Raw genomic sequence first — 18762 nt, forward strand, 5'->3', positions numbered from 1 at the left:
TTATGACACTTGAACGAATCAGCACCTTTATCACTTACTGCATCGCCGTGCTGCTGGCATGGCTGGGCGATCTGTCGCTCAAGGATGCATCAACGGTTGGCGGCGTGCTGATTGGTGTGCTGATGCTGGCTATCAACTGGTACTACAAACACCAGTCTTTCAGATTGCTGCGCGATGGCAAAATTTCACGGGGGGAATATGAATCCTTCAATCGTTAAGCGCTGCCTTGTCGGGGCAGTGCTGGCTATCGCCGCCACGCTGCCCGGTTTTCAGTCGCTCAAAACCTCCGTTGAGGGGCTGAAACTGATTGCCGATTACGAGGGATGCCGCCTGCAGCCGTATCAGTGCAGCGCAGGTGTCTGGACTGACGGGATCGGCAATACATCCGGGGTGGTGCCGGGGAAAACCATCACGGAACGGCAGGCGGCGCAGGGGTTAATAAACAATGTGCTGCTGACTGAAAAAAGGCTGGATGCCTGCCTGATGGTTAAGCCACCGCAACATGTCTACGATGCGCTGGTGAGTATTGGTTTCAATGTGGGGACCGGCGCTATCTGCAGGTCAACCATGGTGTCATATATCAATCGCCAGCAGTGGTGGCAGGCATGCAACCAGCTACCGCGCTGGATTTACGTTAACGGTGTGAAAAATAAAGGTCTCGAGAACCGCCGCGCGCGGGAAATGGACTGGTGCTTAAAAGGAGCATCTTGAAATGAAATGGTTAAAAAGTTACTGGCTGCCGCTTTCGGTTCTGGCGCTTCTTTTGATGGTTGATGTGATTTTTCCTGCCTCTCATGCGCTTTTCCCGCTGGCGCTGATCATGTGGTTTGAGTTTATCGCGTTTTCACTGGTCTGCTTTACCGGACTTTATTCCTGCACTCTGACAGGTAATGATCGGCTACGGGTTCGATACCTGCAGGGCAGGGCGCTGAGGATGATGGATGTAGTCCCGTTTACCTGGTATCAGCGCCTGGTTGTTGCTTTTGTGATGCTGCTTGCCGGGTGGAAGCTGACGGGGCTGGTTTATGTATTTACCGTTGCCATCGGCTTAGTCATCAAAGATGAATTAAAGGCACTGCGGGAATGAATCGCGCACTGGCGTTAGGGCTGGCGCTGGCTCTTGCGGTGCTGGGCTGGCAGTCGTGGCGGCTTAACAATGCCAGTCACACCATCGAGATACAGGGACGTGATCTGGAAACGAAAGCGCAGGAGCTGACGAAGAAGAACAGCCAGTTGATCAGCCTGTCCATTCTGACGGAAACCAACAGCCGGGAGCAGATGCGGCTTTATGCGGCAGCGGAAAAGACTACTGCACTGCTGCGAAATCGCCAGCACCGGATCGAGAAACTGAAACGTGAAAACGAGGATTTACGCCGCTGGGCTGACACTCCTTTGCCTGCTGACATTATCAGGCTGCGCGAACGTCCGGCCCTCGCCGGAGGCGCAGCTTACCGTGAATGGCTGTCCCAGAGTGACGCAGTGCCGCCTGGAAAGGTCAGCGCCGCGCAGTAACGGCGATCTGAATGCGGCGCTGGATGAAACAGAGGCCGCCTGGGCGGCCTGTGCTGACAAAGTAGACACGATCATTGCGTGTCAGGAGCGAAACAGTGAACAAACCGCAGTCCCTGCGCAGCGCCCTGAGTAAAGCGGTTCCCTATGTGCGTAATAACCCGGATAAGCTGCACCTTTTCGTTGATAACGGCTCACTGGTGGCAACCGGTGCCAGCTCCATGTCATGGGAATACCGCTACACCCTGAACGTGGTGATCGAGGATTTCAGCGGCGACCAGAATCTGCTGATGGCTCCCGTGTTGTTGTGGCTCAGAGACAACCAGCCGGACGCCATCAACAACCCGGAACTACGCGAAAAACTGTTTACCTTTGAAGTGGATATTCTGCGCAACGATGTATGTGATATCAGCCTGAATCTGCAACTGACGGAGCGTGTACTGGTCAGCACTGACGGTAACGTGTCGAGCGTTGAAGCGGTGCCGGAGCCGGATGGATTCGAGGAAATGTGGACGGTGAAGTGTGGATGAACTGCAGAGGGTGGATGACTGGCTGACGGCGCTGCTGGCAAATCTGGAGCCTGCAGTGCGCAGCCGCATGATGCGGCAACTGGCGCAGCAGCTGCGCCGGACTCAACAGCAGAACATCAGGCTGCAGCGCAATCCTGACGGCAGCGGCTTTGAGCCGCGCCGGGTAACAGCCCGCAGTAAGAAGGGGCGCATCAAACGCCAGATGTTTGCAAAACTGCGTACTACAAAATACCTGAAAACAGTAGCCAGTGCGGACTCTGCCAGCGTGCAGTTTGAGGGCAAGGTGCAGCGCATTGCCCGTGTTCACCACTACGGCCTGCGTGATCGCGTCAGCCGTAAAGGCCCGGAGGTTCGCTATGCAGAGCGCCGCCTGTTGGGCGTGAATGATGAGGTGGAAACCGTTACCCGTGACACTCTATTGAGATGGCTGGCGGGGTGATCTTTGTGTCACCGCTGGTACAAGTACCAAAACTGCCTCCCTTTTCCCACTGATGGCAACCTTTCGTTATGAATGCACAACTAACCGAAATCATGCGCCTTATCACCAATCTGATCCGCACCGGCATCGTGACCGAAGTGGACCGGAAGAAATGGCTGTGCCGGGTGAAAGTAGGCGAGCTTGAAACCAACTGGATTAACTGGCTGACGCTGCGCGCGGGCGGTGCCCGTACATGGTGGTGCCCGTCGCCAGATGAGCAGGTGGTGGTGCTGAGTATGGGCGGCAATCTGGAAACCGCTTTTGTGCTTCCCGCCATCTACTCCAGTCAGTTTCCGCCGCCGTCGGATTCTGTGGACGGCTGCGTGACGGAGTACCCGGATGGGGGCTGGTTTGAGTATGAACCCGCCTCCGGGCGATGGTACGTCCGGGGTATCAAATCCATGGTGATCGAGGCGGCGGACAATATCACCCTCAAAACCGGTGAGTTTGTGGTGGAGGCTGACACCACGCGCATTAACAGCGAGGTGGTGATCAATGGTGGCGTCACCCAGGGCGGCGGCGCGATGAGTTCCAACGGAATCGTGGTTGATGACCATGAGCATACTGGCGTTCTGAAAGGCGGTGCCAACACGGGAGGTCCTGTATGACGTTGTATATCGGCATGAGCCGTAATGACGGGCAGGCCATTGCGGATACAGATCATCTGCGCCAGTCGGTGCGGGATATTCTGCTGACGCCGCAGGGTAGCCGCCTTGCCCGACGGGAATATGGTTCCCTGTTGTCTGCTCTGATTGACCAGCCACAGAACCCGGCGCTGCGCCTGCAGGTAATGTCTGCGGTCTATGTGGCACTGAGTCGCTGGGAGCCGCGGCTTACGCTGGACTCCATAAACATCAACGGCAATTTTGATGGCTCTATGGTGGTTGAGCTTACAGGGCACAGCAATAACGGCGCGCCGGTTTCCCTTTCCGTATCAACAGGAGCTGACAATGGCAGTCATTGACCTTTCCCGGCTACCGCCGCCGCAGATTGTGGACGTGCCGGACTTTGAGGCATTGCTGGCGGAACGCAAGGCCGCCTTTGTGGCCCTCTATCCGAAAAATGAACAGGAGGCCGTTATGCGCACGCTGGCGCTGGAGTCTGAACCCATCGTCAAGCTACTGCAGGAAAATACTTACCGCGAAATCCTGCTGCGCCAGCGTATTAATGAGGCTGCGCAGGCGGTCATGGTGGCCTATTCCATGGGAAATGACCTTGAGCAACTGGCTGGCAACTGTAACGTGAAGCGCCTGACGGTAGTCCCTGCCGATAATGACGCGGTGCCGCCGGTCGCCGCAGTGATGGAAAGTGATGAAGCATTGCGCCAGCGCATTCCTGCAGCATTTGAGGGGCTGTCCGTTGCAGGGCCGACGGGAGCCTATGAGTTCCACGCCAGAAGTGCCGACGGGCGCGTGGCAGATGCCAGCGCAACCAGTCCGGCACCGGCTGAAGTGGTGCTTACCGTGCTGAGCCGCGAGGGTGACGGTACGGCAGAGGCAGACCTGCTGGCAGTGGTTGAGCAGGCGCTTAACGATGAAAAGGTGCGCCCGGTGGCAGACCGCTTGACGGTGCGCAGTGCTGAAATCATCCCGTACAGCGTGGATGCGACGATCTTCCTTTATCCGGGACCAGAGGCAGAGCCGGTGATGGCGGCAGCAAAAGCCAGCCTGCAGAAGTACATCGCCAGTCAGACGCGGTTGGGACGTGATATCCGCCGCAGCGCCATTTATGCAGCGTTGCATGTTGAAGGAGTCCAGCGTGTTGAACTGGCATCCCCGCTGGATGATGTGGTGCTGGATAAGACGCAGGCGGCGTCCTGTACACAGTGGAGCGTCACCAACGGGGGCACGGATGAATAGTCTGCTGCCGCCGGGTTCGTCGCCGCTTGAGCGCCGACTGGCGCAGACCTGCAGCGGGATTTCCGATCTACAGGTGCCATTGCGCGATTTATGGAACCCGGCAACGTGTCCGGTCGGCTTCCTGCCGTATCTGGCGTGGGCGTTTTCCGTTGACCGCTGGGATGAAAGCTGGACAGAAAACGTCAAGCGCCGCGTGGTGCAGGATGCTTTCTATATCCATCAGCACAAGGGAACTGCTAGCGCCGTGCGGCGCGTGGTGGAGCCGTTCGGTTTCCTGATCCGCATCATTGAGTGGTGGCAGACCGGGGAGGCTCCGGGGACGTTTCGCCTGGATATCGGCGTGCAGGACCAGGGCATAACAGAAGAAACATATCTGGAGCTGGAGCGCCTGATCAGTGATGCCAAACCGTGCAGCCGCCACCTGATCGGCATGTCCATCAACCTGCAGACCAGCGGGCTCTATTTTGTGGGCGCAGCCACTTATACCGGCGAAGAAATCACTATTTATCCGTATATCAACGACACCATTATTTCCGGCGGCACCGCTTACGAGGGCGGGGCGGTCCATGTTATTGACACTATGAGAGTGAATCCATGAGCGCAAAATTTTATACCCTGCTGACGGAGATCGGTGCGGCGAAACTGGCAAGCGCCGCCGCGCTCGGTGTACCGCTGAAAATTACCCAGATGGCGGTGGGGGACGGTGGCGGTGCGCTGCCCACGCCCAGCGCACAACAGATAAAGCTGGTTGCCGAAAAGCGCCGTGCCGCCCTCAATATGCTGTATATCGATCCGCAGAACAGCAGCCAGATTATTGCCGAGCAGGTGATCCCCGAAAACGAGGGCGGTTGGTGGATTCGCGAGGTCGGTCTGTTTGATGACACCGGCGCGCTGATTGCCGTGGGCAACTGCCCGGAGAGCTACAAGCCGCAACTGGCAGAGGGGAGCGGGCGCACGCAGACCGTGCGCATGGTGCTGATTACCAGTAGCACCGATAACATTACCCTGAAAATCGACCCATCAGTGGTGCTGGCAACGCGTGATTATGTCGATAACCTCATTGAAACCCGGCAGCAGAAAAGCGATACCCTGACCGCACTGGCGGAGCTGAAACCGGCTAAAGGAAAGCTGCCATATTTCACAGCAGAAAAGGCCGCCGCCCTGGCTGACCTGAGTGATTTTATTCGTCAGATGCTGGGTAAAACAGATGCTTCAGGTGTTCTCCAATATCTTGGTTTGGGGGAGGGTTCATCGTTACCTGTTGGTGTACCTGTTCCGTGGCCCCTTCCGAATCCTCCACAGGGCTGGTTGAAATATAACGGTGCGCCGTTCGATATAATTATGTTCCCCAAATTAGGTGCTATTTATCCAACTGGGGTTTTACCTGATTTACGGGGTGAGTTTTTGCGCGGCTGGGATGACGGGCGCGGTGTTGATAGTGGTCGTTCAATACTCACTTCACAGGCTGGGACGTGGATACAGCCAAACATCGAGAATAACCCTGAGTCCACAACAATTATGCTGGGCAATGGCGAGAATGCTTTTAATTTTGGTGAAAACAAGGGTGTTAATAATTTGCCAACCCATGGTTCAACAGGTCCGCGCACCCGCTGGTATATCCGCCCGCGCAACATTTCATTTAACTACATTGTGAGGGCTGCGTAATGGCGAAAGCGACGCTGAACAAAAACGGGATTGCCACAAAGGCGGGTGATATTACGGTCTATAACTACGACAGTGAAACGCGTGAATATCTGTCATCAGCAGTGGAGTTTCTCGCGGTCGGGGTGGGGATTCCGGCCAGCTCATGCACTGATGCGCCGGTCGACGAAAAAGACGGTTTTGCCATCTGCCGTACGGTCAGCCTGGACGGATGGGAATATGTTACCGACCATCGGGGGGAGACGGTTTACGATAAACAAACCAGCCAGCCTGTCGAGATTACGTCATTAGGTGATTATCCTGGCAACGTGACCACCGTTGTACCGTCAACGCCGTATGACAGGTGGAATGGCTCTGCGTGGGTTACAGATAAAACCGAAAAAACAGCAGCAGAGATTGCCGGTGCGAATGCAACAAAAGCGGCGCTCATCAAAAACGCCAGCGTGAAAATTGTCCCTCTGCAGGATGCTGTCGAACTGGATATGGCAACTGACGAAGAAAAGAGTCGCTATGATGCCTGGCGAAAATACCGTGTGTTACTGACGCGCGTGGATACATCGCAGGCGCCTGATATCAGCTGGCCTGAACCTCCGGAAGATTAATCTCTTTCCTGTCCCCGCGTCTGCGGGGATTTTTTCACCCCTTCCATTGTGTCATTTCCTGCACAACGCCCACCGCGTGCGCCGCGCGCATATCAACCAGAACATAGGCACACCCCCTGTAAACCGGAGAGACTGCCTTATGGCTCAGGATTACCACCACGGGGTGCGCGTTGTTGAAATCAACGAAGGCACCCGATCCATTACCACGGTGAGCACTGCCATCGTGGGCATGGTCTGCACCGGCGATGATGCTGATGCGTCCATGTTTCCCCTCAATACGCCAGTCCTGCTGACCGATGTGCTGGCTGCCAGCGGTAAAGCGGGCGAGTCTGGCACGCTGGCCCGTTCGCTGGATGCGATTGCCGACCAGGCAAAACCTGTGACCGTTGTTGTGCGCGTGGCGCAGGGTGACACCGAAGCGGAAACCACCTCCAACATTATTGGCGGCGTAACCGCTGACGGTAAAAAAACGGGCATGAAAGCGCTGCTGTCAGCACAGGCGAAGCTCAATGTTAAGCCGCGTATTCTCGGCGTGCCGGGACATGACACGCAGGCGGTTGCCACGGAACTATTGAGCGTGGCGCAGAGTCTGCGCGGATTTGCCTACCTGTCCGCCCACGGCTGCAAGACAGTGGAAGAGGCCATCGCCTACCGCGACAATTTCAGCCAGCGCGAGGGGATGCTGATCTGGCCTGATTTCATCAACTTTGACACCGTGCTGAATGCTGACACGGCGGCCTACGCCTCTGCGCGTGCGCTTGGCCTGCGTGCCAAAATCGACGAGCAGACTGGCTGGCACAAAACCCTGTCCAACGTGGGCGTGAACGGCGTCACCGGCATTTCCGCTGATGTGTTCTGGGATCTGCAGGACCCGGCAACCGATGCAGGGCTGCTGAACCAGAATGACGTGACCACGCTTATCCGCAAGGACGGGTTCCGCTTCTGGGGTTCCCGCTGCCTCAGCGACGATCCGCTGTTTGCATTTGAAAACTACACCCGCACGGCGCAGGTGCTGGCTGACACCATTGCTGAGGCGCACATGTGGGCGGTGGATAAGCCGCTTAACCCGTCACTGGCCCGCGACATTATTGAAGGTATCCGCGCCAAACTGCGTAGCCTGGTGAATCAGGGGTATCTCATCGGGGCTGACTGCTGGCTGGATGAGTCTGTGAACGATAAAGACTCCCTGAAAGCCGGGAAACTCACCATCGACTACGACTACACACCGGTGCCGCCACTTGAAAACCTGATGTTGCGCCAGCGCATCACCGATCAGTACCTGATGGACTTTTCCAGCAAGGTAGCCGCGTAAGGGGACACCATGGCATTACCACGCAAGTTAAAACACCTGAACCTGTTCAACGACGGGAACAACTGGCAGGGGATCGTTGAATCTCTGACCCTGCCAAAATTTACCCGCAAGTTTGAGAAGTATCGCGGCGGCGGTATGCCGGGCGCGGTGGACGTGGATATGGGGCTGGATGACGGCGCGCTGGACACGGAATTTTCAATCGGCGGCACAGAACTGTTGTTATTCAAACAGATGGGCAAAGCCACGGTGGACGGTATCCAGCTGCGCTTTACCGGCTCCATTCAGCGCGACGACACCGCAGAAGTGCAGTCCGTTGAGCTGGTTGTGCGCGGGCGCCACAAAGAAGTAGATTCCGGCGAGTGGAAGACCGGCGAAAGCAGCACCACCAAAGTCAGCAGCACCAACAGCTACGCGAAGCTGACCATCAACGGCGAGGTGCTCTATGAGGTGGATGTGGTCAACATGATTGAAATTGTTGACGGCGTGGACCTGATGGAAGCGCACCGCAATGCCCTCGGCCTCTGATTAACCCTGACGGCGCGGGCAGCCGCGCCAGTACCCCATTAACAGGAAACGAACATGAGCGACAAGCAGACTGAAAAGACCGTACAGCTGGATACTCCCATCAAGCGCGGTAAAACCGAAATCACCGAAATTGTGCTGCGCAAGCCGCAGTCCGGCGCGCTGCGTGGCACTCGCCTGCAGGCCATTATGGATATGGACGTGGGCGCGATGATGACCGTTATCCCGCGTATCTCCACCCCGACGCTGACCGCGCAGGAAATGGCAGAACTGGACCCCGCCGATCTCACCGCGCTGTCGGTGGAGGTGGTCACTTTTTTGTTGAAGAAGTCGGTGCTTGCCGGTTTACCGACAGCCTGACGGTTGATGATTTGGTGGCAGATATTGCCACCATCTTTCACTGGTCGCCGTCCATCACTGACGTTATGCCGCTGACTGATGTGCTGGAGTGGCGGCATAAAGCGATTCAGAGAAGCGGGGCCAGCGATGAGTGACAATAACCTGCGTCTGCAGGTGATCCTTAATGCGGTTGATAAGCTCACCCGCCCATTCCGATCCGCACAGGCCAGCTCAAAAGAGCTGGCTGCTGCCATTCAGCAAAGCCGCACCCGGCTGAAAGCGTTAGACGCCCAGGCTGGAAAGATTGACGGTTTCCGTAAGGCCAGCGCGCAGCTGGCGGTCACGGGTAACAGCCTCAAAGTCGCACGCGAAGAAGCGGCAAAACTTGCCACGCAGTTTACTGCCACCAACCGCCCGACGGCTGCGCAGGCGCGGCTGCTTGAGCAGGCAAAAAGCCGCGTCACTGAACTGCAGGGCAAATACAATGGCCTGCGTCAGTCGGTGCAGCGCCAGCGCCTTGCGCTGAATGAGGCCGGACTCGATACAAAGAAACTCAGCAGCGCGCAGCGGGAGCTGCGACAGAATGCCGATGACACCCGCCAGGCGCTGGACCGTCAGATGAAATCCCTGAAACGCCTGGGCGAACAGCAGGCGAGAATGAATGCGGTCCGTGACCAGTATTCCCGCCGTCTGGAAGTGCGGGACAGGATTGCCGGCGCCGGGGCGACGACGACAGCCGCCGGGCTGGCAATGGGCGCGTCGGTGATGGCGGCAGTGAAAAGTTATGCCAGCATGGAAGATGCCATGAAAGGGGTGGCAAAGCAGGTGAATGGCCTGCGCGATGATAACGGCAACCGCACCGCCCGGTTCTATGAAATGCAGGACGCCATCAAGGCCGCCAGTGAGCAGTTGCCGATGGAAAACGGCGCGGTGGACTTCGCCGCACTGGTCGAAGGCGGCGCCCGCATGAACGTGGCGAACCCCAGTGACAGCTGGGAAGACCAGAAGCGCGATTTACTGGCCTTTGCCAGCACAGCAGCAAAAGCAGCCACCGCGTTTGAACTGCCCGCCGATGAGCTGTCCGAGGGGCTGGGGAAAATCGCCAGCCTTTATAAAGTGCCGACCCGTAATATTGAACAACTGGGCGATGCGCTGAACTACCTGGACGATAACGCCATGTCAAAGGGCGCGGACATTATCGACGTGCTGCAGCGTATGGGGGGCGTGGCTGACCGTCTGGATTATCGTAAGGCGGCAGCACTCGGTTCCACGTTCCTGTCTCTGGGGGCCGCGCCGGAAATTGCCGCCAGCGCTTCAAATGCCATGGTGCGTGAGCTGTCGATTGCCACCATGCAGAGCAAGCGATTCTTTGAAGGTATGGATCTGCTGAAACTCAATCCGGCTGAGATTGAAAAGCAGATGACCACGGACGCCATCGGCACCATCCAGCGCGTGCTGGAGAAGGTGAACCATCTGCCGCAGGACAAACGCCTGTCTGCCATGACAATGCTTTTTGGTAAAGAGTTTGGCGATGATGCTGCAAAACTGGCGAACAACCTGCCGGAGCTGCAGCGCCAGTTGAAACTCACATCGGGCGGTGATGCGTACGGCTCCATGCAGAAAGAATCTGATATCAATAAAGATTCTCTGTCTGCGCAGTGGATGCTGGTCAAGACGGGCGCACAGAACGCGTTCAGCAGCCTGGGCGAAACGCTGCGCCAGCCGCTGATGGACATCATGGACTCCGTGAAAAGCGTCACCGGGGCATTGCGTCGGTGGGTGGAGGCCAACCCGCAGCTGGCAGGCACCCTGATGAAAGTGGCGGCAGCGATTGCAGCGATCACCGTTGCTCTCGGGACGCTGGCTGTGGCGGTGGCGGCAGTGCTGGGACCGCTGGCGGTGATCCGCTTTGGCCTGTCCATGCTGGGCGTGAAAACGCTGCCTTCTGTTACTGCGGCAGTAACGCGCACCGGCAGTGCCCTGTCATGGCTGGCGGGTGCGCCGCTTTCCCTGTTGCGTCGTGGTATGGCGTCATCCGGCGGCAGTGTCAGATTGCTGAGTGCGCCCCTTCATTCTTTGCGCCGTTCTGCCGGGCTGGCGGGCAATGCGCTGAAAATGGTAGCAGGCGCACCGCTGGCGATGTTCCGTGCCGGAATGTCCGGCATTCGCAATGTTATCGGCATGGTGATGAACCCGCTGGCAGCACTGCGGGGTGGACTGTCTGCCGCCGGTGGCGCGCTGCGTTTTCTGGTGACGGGTCCGCTGGCCATGCTGCGTGTTGCGCTGTATGGCATTTCCGGTCTGCTGGGCGCACTGCTCAGTCCGATAGGGCTGGTTGTGGCGGCACTGGCTGGCGTGGCACTTGTTGTCTGGAAATACTGGCAGCCCATCAGTGCATTTCTTGGGGGAGTGGTGGAAGGGTTCAAAGCCGCTGCTGCGCCCATCAGCGCCGCCTTTGAGCCGCTCAGGCCTGTATTTCAGTGGATTGGCGACAGGGTACAGGCTCTGTGGGGATGGTTCACGGATTTACTGACGCCGGTGAAATCCACGTCTGAGGAACTGAACAACGCCGCAGCCATGGGGCGCAGGTTCGGTGAGGCGCTGGCGGAAGGTCTCAGCATGGTGATGCATCCGCTGGAGTCGTTGAAATCTGGCGTATCGTGGTTGCTGGAAAAACTCGGCATTGTCAGTAAAGAGGCGGCAAAAGCGAAACTGCCTGAGCAGGTTACGCGGCAGCAAACTGCCACGGTGAACAGTGACGGTAAGGTTGTGTTACCGCCTGGCGGGTTTCCGTCAAGGGGCTTTGCAGGCATGTACGACAGCGGGGGCATCATTCCGCGCGGTCAGTTTGGCATTGTGGGCGAAAACGGTCCCGAAATTGTCAACGGTCCGGCAAATGTGACCGGCAGGCGGCGCACTGCCGCACTGGCTTCCGTGGTCGCTGGCGCCATGGGTGCGGCTGCTGCGCCAGCGGAGGCTGTACCGCTGCACCCGTTCAGTCTTCCGGTCAGTGCATACCAGACGCAGCCGGTGAAGGCTGAAAGCCAGCCGTCAGTCATTCGCTATGAGATAAACGCGCCAATCCATATCATCGCCCAGCCGGGGCAGAGTGCGCAGGATATTGCCCGCGAAGTGGCGCGCCAGCTTGACGAGCGCGAGCGCCGGGCGAGGGCAAAAGCGCGCAGCAATTTCAGCGATCAAGGGGGGTATGAATCATGATGATGGTGCTGGGGTTATATGTCTTTATGTTGCGCACCGCGCCGTATCAGGAGTTGCAGTATCAGCGCAGCTGGCGCCATGCAGTCAACAGCCGGGTGAACCGCCGTCCCTCCACGCAGTTTCTTGGCCCGGATAACGACTCGCTGACCCTGTCCGGTGTGCTGATGCCGGAAGTCACCGGCGGCAGGCTGTCACTGCTGGCGCTGGAGCAGATGGCGGAGCTGGGCAAGGCATGGCCTTTGATTGAGGGCAGCGGGACCATTTACGGTATGTTTGTGATCGAGGGACTGAGCCAGACGAAAGCAGAATTTTTCCGTGACGGGATGCCGCGCCGGATTGAGTTCACGCTGACCCTGAAACGGGTGGATGAGTCACTGACTGATATGTTCGGCAACCTGAGCGATCAGCTCAGTAACCTGCAGGACTCCGCAACCTCGGCGATTGGGAGTATTAAAAACACAGTTGGAGGGTTGCTGCAGTGAATGTGAGTTCTGATCTCCTGGACCTGAACAGCAAAAGCCCGGCGTTCAGTATTGTCATTGAAGGCAAAGACGTGACCGCCGCACTGGATGCGCGCCTGATGAGCCTGACGCTGACCGATAACCGGGGCTTTGAAGCGGACCAGCTTGATCTGGAGCTGGACGACGCCGACGGGCAGATTGTTCTGCCGCGACGCGGTGCGCTCATTCAGCTGGCGCTGGGATGGAAAGGCCAGCCGCTTTTCCCGAAAGGGGCATTTACCGTGGATGAGATTGAGCACAGCGGTGCGCCTGACCGTCTGACTATCCGCGCCCGTAGCGCTGATTTCCGTGAAACCCTCAATACCCGGCGTGAAAAGTCGTGGCACCAGACGACGGTGGGGGACGTGGTAAAGGACATCGCCGCCCGGCATAACCTCAACGTGGCGCTGGGGAAAGACCTGACCGACAAGGCGCTGGATCACCTGGACCAGACCAACGAAAGCGATGCGAGTTTCCTGATGAAGCTGGCGCACCAGTACGGGGCGATTGCGTCCGTTAAGAATGGAAACCTGCTGTTTATCCGGCAGGGGCAGGGAAGAACGGCGAGCGGTAAGGCGCTGCCGGTTATCACCATCACGCGTAAAGCCGGTGACGGTCATCGGTTTACCCTGGCCGATCGCGGTGCGTATACGGGGGTGATTGCCAGCTGGCTGCATACCCGCGAACCGAAGAAGAAAGAGACAACACAGGTTAAGCGCCGCCGAAAGAAAACTGCCGCACCGAAAGAGCCGGAAGCAAAACAGGGTGATTATCTGGTAGGAACAGATGAAAACGTGCTGGTTCTTAATCGTACCTACGCCAACCGCAGCAATGCGGAACGCGCTGCAAAAATGCAATGGGAGCGTCTGCAGCGTGGGGTTGCGTCATTCTCCCTGCAACTCGCTGAGGGCCGGGCAGATCTCTATACGGAAATGCCGGTGAAGGTGAGCGGCTTTAAGCAGCCCATTGATGATGCAGAGTGGACCATCACCACACTGACGCATACTGTCAGCCCGGATAACGGTTTTACGACCAGTCTGGAGCTTGAAGTAAAGATTGATGATCTCGAAATGGAATAAATGGTTCTCAATATTGAATAATGATGTATCATTGTTGCGAATGCAGCAAAAATGAGGAGAGTTGATAAATGATGAATTGTCCGTTGTGTGGTCAGGCCGCACACACACGCAGTAGTTTTCAAGTCTCCACTCAAACCAAAGAGCGTTACAACCAGTGCACCAATATTGAGTGCGGGCATACGTTCGTAACGCATGAAACCTTTGTTCGTTCTGTCTGCCGTCCCGAGAAAATCAGCGCCGCTCCACCGCATCCCAAAGGGATGCAGCAACAGCTTTCTTACTGACCCGCCACGGCGGGTTTTTTAATCTTCCGGAATCTCACCAGTTTCAAGAAAGTGCACGAATCCAGGCTCATCAATGACGACAGTTCCTTTCATACGTGCAGCTGTGACTTTAGAGGGGCCTGCATTATATCCGCAGCACAGCATTTGAAGATTTTGAGTGACCGAACTTCTCACTGTCAGCTTATGCGCTTCAGCGACTTCGACTAAGCGTTCTTTATCTGCCTTTTTAAATCCAGTAAAGCAGACGTCAAAGGTTGAAGCTCTGGGCTTTGTGGCTTTGGTCAGATGAATGTAGCCTTCAGGTTGAAAACTCTTACTGGCTTGTTGCGCCTCATCAGCGGAGGCAAATTCTTGAAGAATCCTGTCCCTGCGAAAAGTTCTGATTGAATGAGCGGATAAGCAGATGCCCTGAATATGATTTTCGCTCTGGCTGACGCTGGTTATTGAATGAGCACCAATACGTGCATTCGCATTGATGTATACAAAGTGCATTTCTTCCATGTGTTCACCTTTATAACAAGAACGGATACCGCAGTAGGCGACGAAGGACAAATTGCCTGTCGCCATTTTGCCGCCACTACCAAAGAAAAAGGGGCTACGTTTTCACGTAACCCCTTGTTTTATTTGGTGGAGCTGGCGGGAGTTGAACCCGCGTCCGAAATTCCTACATCCTCGGTACTACATGCTTAGTCAGTCTTTACATTCGCCTGGCACCTGCGGACAGACACGCCACTACCAGACTAGCCTGATTAGTTTTAACGCTTCAACCCCAGGCAGGGTCTCCACGCGATCTCTTTTGGGTTTGACCTCTCTTTGATCCCCGTCTTAAGAGCGGAAGCTAGGGAGAGAGGGCTCAGAGCAGGTTATTAAGCTGCTAAAGCGTAGTTTTCGTCGTTTGCGACTATTTTTTTGCGGCTTTTTACGAGGCCAACCGCCCCTCGGCATGCACCTTGGGTTTCGCGAATCCCGTCGAATCCAGAATCAGCCCCAATGTGTTAAGGTAAGTATAACAGATTTGTGAAGCTCAATACCAGCCTGTATCTGGGCGCTTAGCGCTATATAGCGCTTGTTTCATGCAGTTATGCGGCTTATTAAAGAGTCAGCGACGGTTTTTTCGCCGTTTGGCGATCAACGCAGGTCATCATTGCTGGTCAATTTTTTAGGGATGTTGCCTGGAGGTGAGTGCTGAGGAGTGACCAGTCGCAATCATGAAACTGGCCACAAAGTTTGGCTGGCGGTTATCGTCCTGCATTTTTCATGATACGGGCTTTATCCAACTGCCATTCACGCTCTTTCACATCCGAACGTTTATCGTGCTGTTTTTTACCTTTCGCGACGCCAATTTTCACTTTGCACCAGGCATTCTTCCAGTACAAAGAGAGTGCCACAACGGTGTAGCCTTCCCGGTTCACGCGACCATAGAGAGAGTCTAACTCACGCTGATTAAGCAGCAGTTTACGGGTACGGGTCGGATCGCACACGACGTGCGTAGAGGCTACAGCCATGGGCGTGAAGTTGGCGCCAAACAGGTATGCTTCGCCGTCTCTCAGGATCACATAGCTGTCGCCTATGTTGGCTTTGCCTGCACGCAGGGATTTGACTTCCCAACCTTGCAGGGCAAGTCCAGCTTCGAACTCTTCTTCGATAAAGTATTCGTGTCGGGCGCGTTTGTTAAGCGCGATAGTGGCTGAGCCAGGTTTGTGTGCTTTTTTCTTCGTCATAATGCCGCTCAGTATAGGTAATCTGGAATCGAAAAACACCCCATTATCATCCAGCGGGGGGAAGGCATTATCTTAGCATGAACCCGCAAGCACCTGACCGGAGGTATAGCGTTTTTTTTACCAGATGATAAATGGTATTATTTGTTCGATTTATGTTGATGGAAATAACTATGCCTCAGATAAGCCGGACAGCTTTAGTACCTTACAGTGCGGAGCAGATGTATCAGTTAGTGAATGATGTTCAGTCCTACCCCCAGTTTTTACCGGGCTGCATTGGCAGTCGTGTTCTGGAGTCGATGCCAGGGCAGATGACTGCGGCGGTGGACGTCTCGAAAGCGGGGATCAGCAAAACGTTCACCACGCGTAATCAACTGACGGATAATCAGAGCATCCTGATGCATCTGGTCGATGGGCCGTTCAAAAAACTGATTGGCGGCTGGAAGTTTACGCCGTTGAGTCATGAAGCGTGTCGCATTGAATTTCAGCTCGATTTTGAGTTTACCAATAAGCTTATTGAGCTGGCGTTTGGGCGTGTCTTCAAGGAACTGGCCTCCAACATGGTGCAGGCTTTCACCGTTCGCGCTAAAGAGGTTTACAGTGCCGGCTAAAATTGTCGTAGAGGTCGCTTATGCCTTGCCTGAGAAACAGTATCTGCAGCGTGTGACGCTGGCAGAAGGCGCGACGGTTGAAGAGGCTATCCGTGCTTCCGGGCTGCTGGAATTACGGACGGATATCGATCTCAAGAAGAATAAAGTCGGCATCTATAGCCGCCCGGTAAAACTGGCAGATGTGGTCCATGATGGCGATCGGGTTGAGATTTATCGACCATTAATTGCTGACCCGAAAGAGTTGCGGCGACAGCGCGCAGAAAAGTCGGGTAATAAATAGCTGTGAGAAAATAGCTACAATAAAAAAGGTGCTCATTGAGCACCTTTTTTGATATTTGCGACCTTATTTATTGCTGGTCAATGCAGGTTTGTTGTCGATGTTGGTTAACACGCCGTTGCTGTTAAAGGTCAGCGTCAGTGTTTGTTGCGTCACACCTTCGTGCCCTGGTTGCTGACGGAACACATAAAACCATGTGTTTGTGCCAAACGGATCGGACATCATTGGAGTACCCAGAGCATAAGCAACTTGTTGTTGCGTCATGCCGACACGCACTTTGGATACATCGTTAGGTGTCAGATAGTTCCCCTGGTTGATATCAGGACGGTAAACCACTCGCTCCAGAGTGGAACAGCCTGCAGTCAACATCAGTAGTACTGCTGCGGCAGCAGTCAGCGTTTTACAGCGCATAGTGATTTGATTCCTTTTCGGGCCCGAGCAGTACGCGGCTCATATGTAATATGCCGATGATAATAGACCTTTCACCACTTTAAAACCTTTTGGTGTCGGCTCTTACGGCGATTTCGTTGTGTACTCTGACCCTGAAGGTGAAAAAAAGTTTACGCCGCCAGCAGTTCTTTCGCGTTTGCGAGGGTATTGCGCGTCACTTCGCTACCGCCGAGTAAACGCGCTAACTCCTGCAGACGTGCACGTTTGTCCAACGGTTGCATGTGCGTTTCGGTCATTGCGCCGTCGGTTTCTTTGCTGACGAAGAAGTGTTGATGGCCACATCCCGCCACCTGCGGCAAGTGGGTAACGCACATTACCTGAGTGGACTCACCAAGCTGACGCAGCAGTTTACCGACAACCGCAGCGGTTGGACCACTGATACCGACATCCACTTCATCGAAGATGAGCGCAGGGGTTTCCATCTTACGTGCCGTGATCACCTGAATAGCCAGCGCGATACGTGAAAGTTCACCGCCGGAGGCCACTTTAGCAATCGGCTGCATAGGTTGCCCCGGGTTTGTGGTGACCTTAAATTCAACACGGTCAGCACCGTCCACGCTTAAATGATGCTCGTCAAACTTCACGTCGATGGCAAAAATCCCATGCGGCATGGAAAGGAGATGCATGCTTTCGGTAATGAGTTGCCCCAATTCCTGCGCATACAACTGACGCTGACTGTGCAGCGCTTTCGCGGCCTCCAGCGCCTGCTGATGATGTTTATTTACCGCCAGTGTCAGGGTTTCCAGAGAGTCAGCCTGGTCGTCAAGCTGCTGCTGTTCTTCCAGCAGAGACTGATAAAATTGCGGCAATGCTTCCGGGCTAACGTGATGTTTACGGGCCAGTGAGATCTGTTTGGAAATCCGCTGTTCCAGTTCGAACAGGCGATTGGGATCTAAATCCAGACGGTCACAGTAGTGGCGCAGTTCATCGCTGGCTTCAGTGAGCTGGATTGTGGCTTCTTCCAGCATGTCGAGAATACCAGAAAGTTTACCGTCGATGCCTGCCAGTTCACTGACCAGCTGTTTTGCCATATACAGCTGACTTTGCAAATTAACGTCTTCGCCATCGGCCATGATTGCCAGCGCATTCTGGCTGGTCGTGAGCAATTGCCCACTGTTGGCCAGACGCTTGTACTCTTCGTCTATTTGCTCAAATTCACCGGGTTGCGGATTGAATTCGTTAAGCTCTTTTAGCTGGTATTGCAGTAATTCGGCCCGGGCGGCGCGTTCCTGGCTTTGTTGTTGGTGATGCGCCAGATCGCGGCAGCTTTGATGCCACAGTTGATAACGTGCAGCCATTTCCTGAATCAGCGTGGGTTCATTCGCGTAGCCATCAAGCAGATTTTTTTGATGCTCAGACCTGGTCAGGAGCTGATGCGCATGCTGACCATGAATTTGAATGAGCAACTGGCCGAGTTCGCGCAGTTGCGACAGGGGAACGGCGGTACCGTTGATGAAGCCGCGTGAGCGACCATCGCTACTGATTACGCGGCGTAGCAAACACTCGCGGCCTTCTTCAAGCTGATTTTCCTCGAGCCAGCGTAGCGCGGCCGGGGTATCTTTCAGAGAAAAGCGGGCGCACAAATCGGCGCGTGAGGCGCCAACGCGTACCATGTCGGCGTCGGCCCGCCCGCCCAGACACAAGCCGAGCGCATCAATTGCAATGGATTTACCCGCCCCGGTTTCACCGGTGATGACGGTCATTCCGCTCTGAAAATCGATCTCGAGTTCACGAACGATAGCAAAATTGCTGATGGTCAGTTGTGCCAACATAGCTGTTTTCCTGTATGAAAAACCATAACTGTAATTACA

The 18762-nt window shown here is 55.5% G+C and carries 27 protein-coding genes and 1 other RNA gene; 23 read left to right on the forward strand and 5 right to left on the reverse strand.

Features of this window, described 5'->3' with window-relative positions:
- The first annotated feature begins 2 nt into the window (after positions 1–2).
- The 21 genes from P2W74_RS05650 (at position 3) to P2W74_RS05750 (ending at position 13895) form a co-directional block, all read left to right on the forward strand.
- On the forward strand, positions 3–218 hold the full coding sequence (locus P2W74_RS05650) for an HP1 family phage holin (RefSeq protein ID WP_276294246.1): 216 nt from the start codon (positions 3–5) through the stop codon (positions 216–218).
- Positions 199–711, forward strand: coding sequence for a lysozyme (locus P2W74_RS05655; protein ID WP_276294247.1), 513 nt, complete (start codon positions 199–201; stop codon positions 709–711). Before P2W74_RS05650 ends, P2W74_RS05655 begins: the two co-directional genes overlap by 20 nt.
- Before the next feature lies 1 nt (position 712).
- Positions 713–1087, forward strand: a complete 375-nt coding sequence (locus P2W74_RS05660) for a DNZ54_00345 family protein (protein ID WP_276294248.1) — start codon at positions 713–715, stop codon at positions 1085–1087.
- The gene (gene lysB / locus P2W74_RS05665; protein WP_276294249.1) at positions 1084–1512 is read left to right on the forward strand and encodes an Rz-like lysis system protein LysB; all 429 of its coding nucleotides are present in this window, start codon (positions 1084–1086) and stop codon (positions 1510–1512) included. Before P2W74_RS05660 ends, lysB begins: the two co-directional genes overlap by 4 nt.
- Positions 1397–1645 carry an Rz1-like lysis system protein LysC gene (lysC, locus tag P2W74_RS05670; RefSeq protein WP_276295131.1) on the forward strand — a complete coding sequence of 83 codons (249 nt, stop codon included), beginning with the start codon at positions 1397–1399 and terminating at the stop codon, positions 1643–1645. Before lysB ends, lysC begins: the two co-directional genes overlap by 116 nt.
- Positions 1608–2039: a phage tail protein gene (locus P2W74_RS05675; RefSeq protein WP_276294250.1), complete on the forward strand. Its 432-nt coding sequence runs from the start codon at positions 1608–1610 to the stop codon at positions 2037–2039. Before lysC ends, P2W74_RS05675 begins: the two co-directional genes overlap by 38 nt.
- Positions 2032–2478: a phage virion morphogenesis protein gene (locus P2W74_RS05680; RefSeq protein ID WP_276294251.1), complete on the forward strand. Its 447-nt coding sequence runs from the start codon at positions 2032–2034 to the stop codon at positions 2476–2478. Before P2W74_RS05675 ends, P2W74_RS05680 begins: the two co-directional genes overlap by 8 nt.
- A gap of 68 nt (positions 2479–2546) precedes the next feature.
- On the forward strand, positions 2547–3125 hold the full coding sequence (locus P2W74_RS05685; RefSeq protein ID WP_276294252.1) for a phage baseplate assembly protein V: 579 nt from the start codon (positions 2547–2549) through the stop codon (positions 3123–3125).
- Entirely contained in the window at positions 3122–3481 is a 360-nt protein-coding gene (locus P2W74_RS05690; RefSeq protein WP_276294253.1) for a GPW/gp25 family protein, read from the forward strand. Before P2W74_RS05685 ends, P2W74_RS05690 begins: the two co-directional genes overlap by 4 nt.
- Positions 3468–4376, forward strand: coding sequence for a baseplate assembly protein (locus P2W74_RS05695; RefSeq protein ID WP_276294254.1), 909 nt, complete (start codon positions 3468–3470; stop codon positions 4374–4376). The genes P2W74_RS05690 and P2W74_RS05695 overlap by 14 nt, the downstream gene beginning before the upstream one ends.
- Positions 4369–4974, forward strand: coding sequence for a phage tail protein I (locus P2W74_RS05700; protein WP_276294255.1), 606 nt, complete (start codon positions 4369–4371; stop codon positions 4972–4974). The genes P2W74_RS05695 and P2W74_RS05700 overlap by 8 nt, the downstream gene beginning before the upstream one ends.
- On the forward strand, positions 4971–6041 hold the full coding sequence (locus P2W74_RS05705; protein WP_276294256.1) for a phage tail protein: 1071 nt from the start codon (positions 4971–4973) through the stop codon (positions 6039–6041). The genes P2W74_RS05700 and P2W74_RS05705 overlap by 4 nt, the downstream gene beginning before the upstream one ends.
- Positions 6041–6640, forward strand: coding sequence for a tail fiber assembly protein (locus P2W74_RS05710; protein WP_276294257.1), 600 nt, complete (start codon positions 6041–6043; stop codon positions 6638–6640). The genes P2W74_RS05705 and P2W74_RS05710 overlap by 1 nt, the downstream gene beginning before the upstream one ends.
- Before the next feature lie 139 nt (positions 6641–6779).
- Positions 6780–7952 (forward strand): phage tail sheath protein, encoded by a 1173-nt coding sequence (locus P2W74_RS05715; protein ID WP_276294258.1) that lies wholly within the window; start codon positions 6780–6782, stop codon positions 7950–7952.
- A 9-nt stretch (positions 7953–7961) separates the two neighbouring features.
- Positions 7962–8477 (forward strand): phage major tail tube protein, encoded by a 516-nt coding sequence (locus P2W74_RS05720; RefSeq protein WP_276294259.1) that lies wholly within the window; start codon positions 7962–7964, stop codon positions 8475–8477.
- Between the two features lie 54 nt (positions 8478–8531).
- Positions 8532–8834: a phage tail assembly protein gene (locus P2W74_RS05725; protein ID WP_271446060.1), complete on the forward strand. Its 303-nt coding sequence runs from the start codon at positions 8532–8534 to the stop codon at positions 8832–8834.
- 14 nt (positions 8835–8848) lie between these two features.
- On the forward strand, positions 8849–8968 hold the full coding sequence (locus P2W74_RS05730) for a GpE family phage tail protein (protein WP_000763315.1): 120 nt from the start codon (positions 8849–8851) through the stop codon (positions 8966–8968).
- Complete coding sequence (locus P2W74_RS05735) at positions 8961–12032, forward strand: phage tail tape measure protein (protein ID WP_276294260.1); 3072 nt, start codon at positions 8961–8963, stop codon at positions 12030–12032. The genes P2W74_RS05730 and P2W74_RS05735 overlap by 8 nt, the downstream gene beginning before the upstream one ends.
- Positions 12029–12514, forward strand: a complete 486-nt coding sequence (locus tag P2W74_RS05740; RefSeq protein WP_276294261.1) for a phage tail protein — start codon at positions 12029–12031, stop codon at positions 12512–12514. The genes P2W74_RS05735 and P2W74_RS05740 overlap by 4 nt, the downstream gene beginning before the upstream one ends.
- On the forward strand, positions 12511–13611 hold the full coding sequence (locus tag P2W74_RS05745) for a phage late control D family protein (RefSeq protein WP_276294262.1): 1101 nt from the start codon (positions 12511–12513) through the stop codon (positions 13609–13611). Before P2W74_RS05740 ends, P2W74_RS05745 begins: the two co-directional genes overlap by 4 nt.
- A 68-nt stretch (positions 13612–13679) precedes the next feature.
- Positions 13680–13895, forward strand: coding sequence for an ogr/Delta-like zinc finger family protein (locus P2W74_RS05750; RefSeq protein WP_072133644.1), 216 nt, complete (start codon positions 13680–13682; stop codon positions 13893–13895).
- 18 nt (positions 13896–13913) lie between these two features.
- On the opposite strand, the gene P2W74_RS05755 is transcribed toward P2W74_RS05750, so the two are convergent.
- The 3 genes from P2W74_RS05755 to smpB form a co-directional block, all read right to left on the reverse strand.
- Positions 13914–14396, reverse strand: a complete 483-nt coding sequence (locus P2W74_RS05755; RefSeq protein ID WP_162382906.1) for a BRCT domain-containing protein — start codon at positions 14394–14396, stop codon at positions 13914–13916.
- 124 nt (positions 14397–14520) lie between these two features.
- Positions 14521–14884, reverse strand: a transfer-messenger RNA (tmRNA) gene (ssrA, locus tag P2W74_RS05760).
- Positions 14885–15133: 249 nt separating this feature from the next.
- Entirely contained in the window at positions 15134–15616 is a 483-nt protein-coding gene (gene smpB / locus P2W74_RS05765; protein WP_276294263.1) for an SsrA-binding protein SmpB, read from the reverse strand.
- 170 nt (positions 15617–15786) lie between these two features.
- On the opposite strand from smpB, the gene ratA reads away from it, so the two are divergent.
- Together ratA and P2W74_RS05775 are read left to right on the forward strand one after the other, a co-directional pair.
- Entirely contained in the window at positions 15787–16224 is a 438-nt protein-coding gene (gene ratA, locus P2W74_RS05770; protein ID WP_203360302.1) for a type II toxin-antitoxin system toxin RatA, read from the forward strand.
- Positions 16214–16504, forward strand: coding sequence for an RnfH family protein (locus tag P2W74_RS05775; RefSeq protein ID WP_276294264.1), 291 nt, complete (start codon positions 16214–16216; stop codon positions 16502–16504). The genes ratA and P2W74_RS05775 overlap by 11 nt, the downstream gene beginning before the upstream one ends.
- Positions 16505–16567: 63 nt before the next feature.
- Here the strand turns inward: P2W74_RS05775 and bamE are convergent, their stop codons facing one another.
- Both bamE and recN read right to left on the reverse strand, forming a co-directional pair.
- Complete coding sequence (gene bamE / locus P2W74_RS05780; protein WP_192613139.1) at positions 16568–16912, reverse strand: outer membrane protein assembly factor BamE; 345 nt, start codon at positions 16910–16912, stop codon at positions 16568–16570.
- Between the two features lie 149 nt (positions 16913–17061).
- Positions 17062–18723 (reverse strand): DNA repair protein RecN, encoded by a 1662-nt coding sequence (gene recN / locus P2W74_RS05785; RefSeq protein WP_276294265.1) that lies wholly within the window; start codon positions 18721–18723, stop codon positions 17062–17064.
- Positions 18724–18762: the final 39 nt, after the last annotated feature.

Origin of the sequence: Citrobacter enshiensis, assembly GCF_029338175.1 — a bacterium.
GTDB classification, from domain to species: domain Bacteria; phylum Pseudomonadota; class Gammaproteobacteria; order Enterobacterales; family Enterobacteriaceae; genus Citrobacter_D; species Citrobacter_D enshiensis.